Origin of the sequence: Pseudoalteromonas sp. TAE79, from assembly GCF_000498015.1 — a bacterium.
Taxonomy (GTDB): Bacteria; Pseudomonadota; Gammaproteobacteria; order Enterobacterales; family Alteromonadaceae; genus Pseudoalteromonas.
This window is the reverse complement of sequence record NZ_AUTL01000185.1, coordinates 1-8,342: the sequence shown is the minus strand read 5'-3', so window position 1 is coordinate 8,342 and position 8,342 is coordinate 1. Positions and strand designations below refer to the sequence as shown.

The window sequence follows — 8,342 nt, the reverse complement described above, 5'->3', positions numbered from 1 at the left end:
GTATTGTGGCTGCCAATAAATGCATCACAATTAGTAACCAACGCGCCATGTAACGATAGATCGAGTAATTTACACGGATACTGTTGGCTATCAAAACATAACAGAGCGTTAGTTGAAAATAGCACACGAGAAAACTGTCGACGATTTTGCATAACCTAATTTAGCCTTACTGTTTTTATAATAAATTAAGCATAGCGGGTAATTCTCTACATGCTAGCAGGATATGCTCCTGTAATGCTGGTGGCATAAAAAAGCCCTGCAAAGTGCAGGGCTTAAGTTATACAAACATAAAATTAACCAATATTTTTAGCCAATTTTTTTGTATTTAATACGTTTAGGTTGAGTTGCCTCAGCGCCTAGGGTCTTTTTAAGCCACTCTTCATATTCAGTGTAGTTACCATCAAAGAAGTTAATTTGACCTTCATCGCGGTAATCTAAAATATGTGTAGCAATACGGTCAAGAAACCAACGGTCATGCGAGATACACATTACACAACCTGGGAACTCTAAAATAGCGTTCTCCAGTGCACGTAGTGTTTCAACGTCCAAGTCATTGGTTGGCTCATCGAGTAGTAACACATTGCCGCCAGCTTTTAATAACTTAGCAAGGTGTAAGCGGTTACGCTCACCACCTGATAGGTCTTTAACAAACTTTTGCTGATCGTTACCTTTAAAGTTAAAGCGACTTACATATGCTCGGCTTGGGAACTCAAAGTTACCAATTTTCAGTACGTCTTGTCCGTCTGATATTTCTTGAAAAACAGTTTTGCTTTCGTCCATACCGTCGCGGAACTGATCAACAGTCGCAAGGTGTACTGTTTCGCCAACGCTGATGCTACCGCTGTCTTGCGTTTGCTCACCGCTTATCATTTTAAACAGTGTTGATTTACCCGCGCCATTCGCACCAATAATGCCCACAATGGCACCTTTTGGCATGCTAAAGCTTAAGTCATCAATTAAAACACGATCGCCAAAACTCTTACGAAGATTAGTTACTTCAAGTACTTGGTCACCTAAACGCGGGCCAGGTGGAATAAACATCTCGTTAGTTTCGTTACGTTTTTGGTAATCAGACTGCTGCATTTCAGTAAACTGAGCCATACGTGCTTTTGACTTAGCTTGACGACCTTTAGGGTTTGAACGAACCCATTCAAGTTCTTGCGCAATTGATTTTTGACGTGCTTTTTCAGATTTTTGTTCTTGCTGTAAGCGCGCATCTTTTTGTTCAAGCCAAGAAGAGTAGTTACCTTCCCATGGAATACCTTCACCACGGTCAAGCTCTAATATCCAGCCAGCTACATTATCAAGGAAGTAACGGTCATGCGTTACTGCCACAACAGTGCCTTCGTAATCGTGTAAGAAGCGCTCTAACCATGCAACCGACTCAGCATCCAAGTGGTTAGTAGGTTCATCAAGAATAAGCATGTCTGGTTTTTCAAGTAATAATCGACATATAGCAACACGGCGACGCTCACCACCTGAAAGGTGCTCAATTTTAGCATCCCACTCTGGCAGGCGAAGTGCATCAGCTGCACGTTCTAAAACGTTGTCGATGTTATGACCATCGTGCGCTTGAATAACAGCTTCAAGCTCGCCTTGCTCTTTTGCAAGTGCGTCAAAGTCAGCATCTTCCATGGCGTATTCGTTATACACTTCGTCAAGACGTTTAAGTGCGTGTTTAACTTCGCCAACAGCTTCTTCAACAGTTTCACGCACTGTTTTGCTTTCGTCTAAAACAGGTTCTTGCGGTAAATAACCAATTTTAGTACCAGGCTGAGGATGCGCATCACCTTCAAAATCTTGGTCAACACCGGCCATAATACGTAGTAACGTAGATTTACCAGAACCGTTTAAACCAAGTACACCAATTTTAGCGCCAGGAAAAAAGTGCAACGAAATATCTTTTAAGATAGTGCGCTTAGGTGGCACAACCTTAGATACTCGACTCATCGAGAATATAAATTTATCAGGTAAAACCATGGAGGAAAGCCTTCAAATAATAATAAAAATTTCAATGTTGTATTGTAGTGGCTGACGGGTGAAACAGTCAACGAATGGCGGGTTTTAAAGCACCAAAGCATGCTTGTAAGTAAAATATAAAATCATGAATAAATTTCATTTGGACATCTATACATCTAGAGGTTGATATTTTTTACTTTCAGTTCATAATTAAGCCTCGGTTTTTATGAGCAGGAGTAAAGTATGCCAATTACAGTAAAAGACGAGTTGCCGGCAATTGCACGTTTACGTCAAGAAAACGTATTTGTAATGCCAAAAAGTCGTGCAAAAACGCAAGAAATACGCCCAATGCGTTTGGCTATTTTAAACTTAATGCCTAATAAAGTAGAAACCGAAGTTCAGTTTATTCGCTTACTTGCCAATTCGCCTTTGCAAGTAAACGTAGAGCTACTGCGCCTCGACACTCACCGCAGTAGCAGCAATTCAGAAGAGCACCTTGATACCTTTTACCGTTATTTTTCTGAGGTTAAAGACAACAATTACGATGCATTAATAGTAACTGGTGCGCCACTTGCCCATTTAGAATACGACGATGTAGCGTATTGGGATGAGCTAAAGGTCATTATTGATTGGGCTGAGCAACACGTTACCTCTACGTTATTTTCGTGTTGGGCAGCGCATGCAGCGTTATATCACCGTTACAATTTAAAACGCGATTTAAAAGACGATAAACTGTGTGGCGTATTTACTCACCAGTGTTATTTTGATCACGGTGCACTGACTCGCGGATTCGACGATACCTTTTTAGTACCACACTCACGCTACGGCCATATTGATATAAATAAAATAAACGCCTGTGAAGAACTCGTTGTACTGGCTGGTTCTGAGCGAGTAGGGGCTTACTTACTTAAAAATAAATCAGGTAGCCAAGTGTTTATAACCGGCCACCCAGAGTACGACGCCGACTCGCTAAAAGCAGAATACGAGCGCGATTGTAAAAAGAGCCCTAATGCACCAAAACCCGAAAATTACTTTCCGGATGACGATGCAACCAAACAACCTTCAAAAACGTGGCAAAGCCATGCTTTTTTACTTTTTTCGAACTGGTTAAATTACTACGTGTACCAAACCACACCGTATGATATTAATTTAGTTAGCCAAGACGTGAGGACTAACAACTATGCCGAATAACGCGCCTACAAATAATAAGCAAGCCGAAATAAGTGCCGCATTAAAAGAACGCATTTTAATTTTAGATGGCGCTATGGGCACCATGATCCAAGATCATAAGCTAGAAGAAGAAGACTATCGCGGAGAGCGTTTTAAAGACTGGCATGTATTAATTAAAGGCAATAACGATTTATTAAGCCTAACCAAGCCCGACTTAATCACTGATATTCATCGTGGCTTTTTATCAGCGGGCGCCGATATTATCGAAACCAACACGTTTAACTCGACCACTATTTCGATGGAAGATTACGACATGGCAAACCTAAGCCGTGAAATAAACCTAGAGTCGGCTAAATTAGCACGCGCAATTTGCGATGAATTTACGGCTAAAACGCCAGAAAAACCACGCTATGTAGCCGGTGTTTTAGGGCCGACATCTAAAACGTGTTCAATTTCGCCAGATGTAAACGATCCGGGTTACCGAAATGTCACCTTTGATAAGCTAGTTACTGCGTATGTAGAGTCTACCCTTGCATTAATGGAAGGCGGCGCCGATTTAATACTAATCGAAACTATATTCGACACGCTTAATGCAAAAGCCGCCTCGTTTGGTGTAGAAGAAGCCTTTGAGCAAGCAGGGCGCACATTACCAGTTATGATCTCGGGCACTATTACCGACGCTTCAGGGCGTACGCTTTCTGGGCAAACAACCGAAGCATTTTATAACTCTATTCGCCATATTAAGCCTATTTCGATTGGTTTAAACTGCGCGCTTGGTCCTGATTTACTGCGCCAATATGTAGAAGAGCTTTCGCGCGTGTGCGAAACCTTTACGTCGGTACACCCTAATGCGGGCTTGCCTAATGAGTTTGGTGAATACGACTTAGAAGCGCCTGAAATGGCAGCCGAAATTATCGATTGGGGTAAATCGGGCTTTATTAATATAGTAGGTGGATGTTGTGGCACCACGCCTGCGCATATTCGTGCTTTTGCAAAAGGTCTAGCGGGCGTTAAACCACGCCAACTACCCGAGCTTGAAGTACGCATGCGTTTATCAGGCCTTGAAGCCTGTAACTTAAATTAAGGAGCCAACATGACCCAACAAATAGCAGTATTTACTAATGTCGGCGAACGTACCAATGTAACCGGTTCTGCCATGTTTAAACGTTTAATCATGGAAGAAGACTTTGAAGCTGCGCTAACAGTGGCCCGCGAACAAGTAGAAAATGGCGCACAGGTTATTGATATAAACATGGACGAAGCCATGTTGGACTCAAAAGCCGCTATGGTTAAGTTTTTAAACTTAATAGCCTCAGAGCCTGATATTTCACGCGTACCCATTATGGTCGACTCCTCTAAATGGGAAGTAATAGAAGCAGGCTTAAAGTGTATTCAAGGTAAGGCCATTGTTAACTCTATATCGCTAAAAGAGGGCGAAGAGCCGTTTATTCGCCAAGCTAAAATAATAAAACGCTTTGGTGCAGCTGCCGTTGTAATGGCGTTTGATACTGACGGACAAGCTGATACAGCAGACCGCAAATATGAAATATGTGCCCGCAGCTACAAAATATTAGTAGAAGATATTGGTTTTCCACCAGAAGATATTATATTCGACCCTAATATATTTGCCGTAGCCACCGGTATAGAAGAGCACGACAACTACGCAGTAGAATTTATTGAAGGCACACGCCGCATTAAACAAAACTTACCGCACTGTAAAGTGTCGGGCGGGGTGTCTAATGTATCGTTTTCATTTAGAGGTAATAACCCAGTACGTGAAGCTATTCACTCGGTATTTTTATACCACGCCATAAAAGCGGGTATGGATATGGGGATCGTAAATGCAGGGCAACTCGCCGTTTACGACGACATACCAGAAGAGCTTCGTAAAGCCGTTGAAGACGTAATACTTAACACAGACCCAGGTGCAGGCGAGCGTTTAGTAGAGCTTGCACCAAAATACTCTGGTATGGCACAAGCCGAGCGAGTAGAAGATTTAGAATGGCGCACATGGCCTGTTGAAAAACGCCTTGAGCACGCGCTTGTAAAAGGCATTACTACCTTTATAGATAAAGATACCGAAGAGTGCCGCGCTGCTGCCGATAAACCTATTCACGTAATTGAAGGGCCGTTAATGGACGGCATGAACGTAGTAGGTGATTTATTTGGCGCAGGTAAAATGTTTTTACCACAAGTGGTTAAATCGGCGCGCGTAATGAAACGAGCCGTAGCCTACTTAGACCCATTTATTGAAGCCGAAAAAGAAGAAGGTTCAACCAATGGTAAAATAGTGATGGCGACCGTAAAAGGCGACGTACACGACATAGGTAAAAACATTGTAGGCGTGGTACTGCAATGTAATAACTACGAAGTTATTGATTTAGGCGTAATGGTACCTGCCGATAAAATACTGCAAACCGCCATCGACGAAAAAGCCGATATTATTGGTTTATCGGGCTTAATTACCCCATCGCTTGACGAAATGGTACACGTAGCAAAAGAAATGAAACGCCGTGGTTTTGAACTGCCGCTACTCATTGGTGGTGCAACTACCTCTAAAGCGCACACCGCAGTAAAAATTGAGCCGCAATATGACAAAGGCGTAGTGTATGTAAGTAATGCCAGCCGTGCGGTAGGTGTAGTATCTAATTTATTATCAAAAGAGCATAAGCCTGGTTTTTTAGAAAAAACCCAAGCTGAATATGTAAAAGTACGCGAGCAACAAGCGCGTAAAAAACCTCGCTCTAAGCCTGTTACAATCCAGCGCGCACGCGATAACGCAGCACAACTCGATTGGGATAACTACACGCCACCAGTGCCTAAAAAGCTCGGCGTGATCGAGTTTAAAAACGTATCCATTGCCACTTTGCGTAAATACATAGATTGGACGCCATACTTTATGACGTGGTCAATCGCCGGTAAATACCCGCGCATAATGGACGATGAAGTAGTAGGCGAGCAAGCGCAAAGCTTATTTAAAGACGCTAACGATATGTTAGATGACCTTGAAAAAGCAGGTAGTTTGCAACCACTTGGCGTAATTGGTTTATTCCCTGCTAACCGCGTAGGGGACGACATAGAAATATACACCGACGAAACACGCAAAGAGTTATTAACGACCTCATGCCATTTACGTCAGCAAACCGAAAAAACCGACTTTGCTAACTACTGCCTAGCCGACTACATAGCACCCAAAGGCACACCAGACTATTTTGGCGCATTTGCAGTAACGGGTGGCCTAGAAGAAGACGACTTAGCAAATGCGTTTGACGCACAGCAAGATGACTACAACAAAATAATGGTAAAAGCGGTTGCCGACAGGCTCGCCGAAGCGTTTGCAGAATACCTACACGAAAAAGTACGTAAAGAGTATTGGGGTTTTGCACCAGACGAAAACCTAGCAAACGATGAGCTAATACGCGAAAACTACCAAGGTATTCGCCCAGCGCCAGGTTACCCAGCGTGCCCAGAGCACACCGAGAAAAAGAAAATTTGGCAGTTGCTCGATACCGAAAAGCGCATTGGTATGCAGCTAACTAGCTCGTATGCCATGTGGCCAGGTGCTGCTGTTTCAGGTTGGTACTTTTCACACCCTGAGGCTAAATACTACGCAGTAGCCGCTGTGCAAAAGGATCAGGTAGAAGACTACGCTAAGCGAACCAATATGACGCTTGAAGAAGCTGAAAGGTGGCTATCGCCTAATTTGGGGTATGATCCGGATTAATAGCGAAGCGGTCAGTTTTTAGTTGTGAGCTATCAGTAAAAGAAAAACGAGCCAAATAGGGCTTAATGCCGATCAGTTAAGGTTAATTGATCGGTTGACCGATCTAAATGATCGTGAATAATCCGTAATTAGTTTCGCTAATTACGGTTTTTTTATGGATATTCAAACAGCTCTTTCAACCACCTTCTCATCTGCTGATGAATTTACAACGCTTGATAACTTATCTGGCATCTTAGATCCCGAATTACTTAACCAAGCTTTTGAAAAATCGGGTGTCGCCACCGTTCGTAAACGTCGCCTACCACTCGATGCTGTCGTTTGGTCTGTGATTGGTATGAGTTTATTTCGTCATGAATCTGTTTGGGATATAGCCTCTAAAATGGACATCGCCTTACCAGGTAAAGGGAAACTAGTTGCCCCTAGTGCCATGGTTCAAGCGAGACAACGCTTAGGTGAAGATGCTGTCGAGCAGGTCTTCAAGATGATGGCGTCACGGCATTATAATCATGCCCACTTCGATACATTTTGTGGCTTAAATCTATTAGCAGTTGATGGCGTTGTTTTTCGTACACATGATACGCCAGAGAATAAAGACGTATTTGGGTGTGGCTCAACCCAGTATGGTGAAAATACCTATCCGCAAATTCGGATGGTATGCCACATGGAGCTAACGAGCCATCAACTCATTAATTGTACTTTTAACGGGCAACATCAAGGAGAAATGACACTCGCTGAAGAGCTCATTGAAGGTACACCGGATAACTCATTAACCTTATTTGATCGCGGTTATTATTCATTAGGGCTTTTGCATCGTTGGCACCAAGCAGGGACTGAAAGGCACTGGATGATACCTGTCAGAAAAGGCTTAACCGTTGATACCATAAAGAAAATGAGTAAAAATGACCAGTTAGTGCGTCTTAAAACATCGCCACAAGCGCGAAAAAAGTTTACTGACTTGCCAGAGTTTATAGAAGCTCGGCTGCTTACTTACACGCATAATAATAAGCAGTATCAGATTCTTACATCAATGCTTGATGTAATGCGTTACCCATCAAAAGAAATCGCTGATTTGTACATGCATCGCTGGGAAATAGAAATAGGATATCGAGAAATAAAACAAACAATGTTGCACTCAAACTATATCCTACGCTCAAAAAGGCCGGATATGATAAGGCAAGAATTGTGGGGGTTACTAATTGCCTACAATATTATAAGAATAGCCATGCGTGAGGCAGCAGAGTTACTGGAAGTATGGCCAAATCAACTGAGTTTTTCTCATTGTTCAAGACATATCAATGTATTTCTGTTAACTATCCCACTGACAAGTCCGGGAAATTTACCAAAACGCTATGAGCATTTATTAGAAACGCTGACGCTATTTCAGTTACCAACAAGGCATCATGAGCGCAGCTTTCCACGATGTGTGAAAAAGAAACCATCTAAATATCCCTATAAAAAAAAGCCAGTCAGTGTTAACTGACTGACATTA

Annotated in this window: 6 protein-coding genes; 4 read left to right on the top strand and 2 right to left on the bottom strand. The window is 42.6% G+C overall.

The genetic code is table 11. From position 1 onward, the window contains the following. The coding region (locus L655_RS1000000126685) for a PilZ domain-containing protein (protein ID WP_029751915.1) at nucleotides 1-152 on the bottom strand (152 nt) is incomplete at its 3' end. A 154-nt stretch (nucleotides 153-306) separates the two neighbouring features. Further along, nucleotides 307-1,980, bottom strand: coding sequence for an energy-dependent translational throttle protein EttA (gene ettA / locus L655_RS0114095; RefSeq protein ID WP_024605363.1), 1,674 nt, complete (start codon nucleotides 1,978-1,980; stop codon nucleotides 307-309). A 222-nt stretch (nucleotides 1,981-2,202) separates the two neighbouring features. Here ettA and metA point away from each other — a divergent pair, with 222 nt between their 5' ends. From metA to L655_RS0114075, 4 genes are all read left to right on the top strand, one after another. Then, nucleotides 2,203-3,150, top strand: a complete 948-nt coding sequence (metA, locus tag L655_RS0114090) for a homoserine O-succinyltransferase (RefSeq protein ID WP_002958117.1) — start codon at nucleotides 2,203-2,205, stop codon at nucleotides 3,148-3,150. After that, complete coding sequence (locus L655_RS0114085; protein WP_024605362.1) at nucleotides 3,140-4,213, top strand: homocysteine S-methyltransferase family protein; 1,074 nt, start codon at nucleotides 3,140-3,142, stop codon at nucleotides 4,211-4,213. The genes metA and L655_RS0114085 overlap by 11 nt, the downstream gene beginning before the upstream one ends. Nucleotides 4,214-4,222: 9 nt before the next feature. Continuing rightward, nucleotides 4,223-6,853 carry a methionine synthase gene (metH, locus tag L655_RS0114080; protein WP_024605361.1) on the top strand — a complete coding sequence of 877 codons (2,631 nt, stop codon included), beginning with the start codon at nucleotides 4,223-4,225 and terminating at the stop codon, nucleotides 6,851-6,853. A 154-nt stretch (nucleotides 6,854-7,007) separates the two neighbouring features. Beyond that, complete coding sequence (locus L655_RS0114075) at nucleotides 7,008-8,333, top strand: IS4 family transposase (protein ID WP_024604027.1); 1,326 nt, start codon at nucleotides 7,008-7,010, stop codon at nucleotides 8,331-8,333. Nucleotides 8,334-8,342 lie beyond the last annotated feature (9 nt).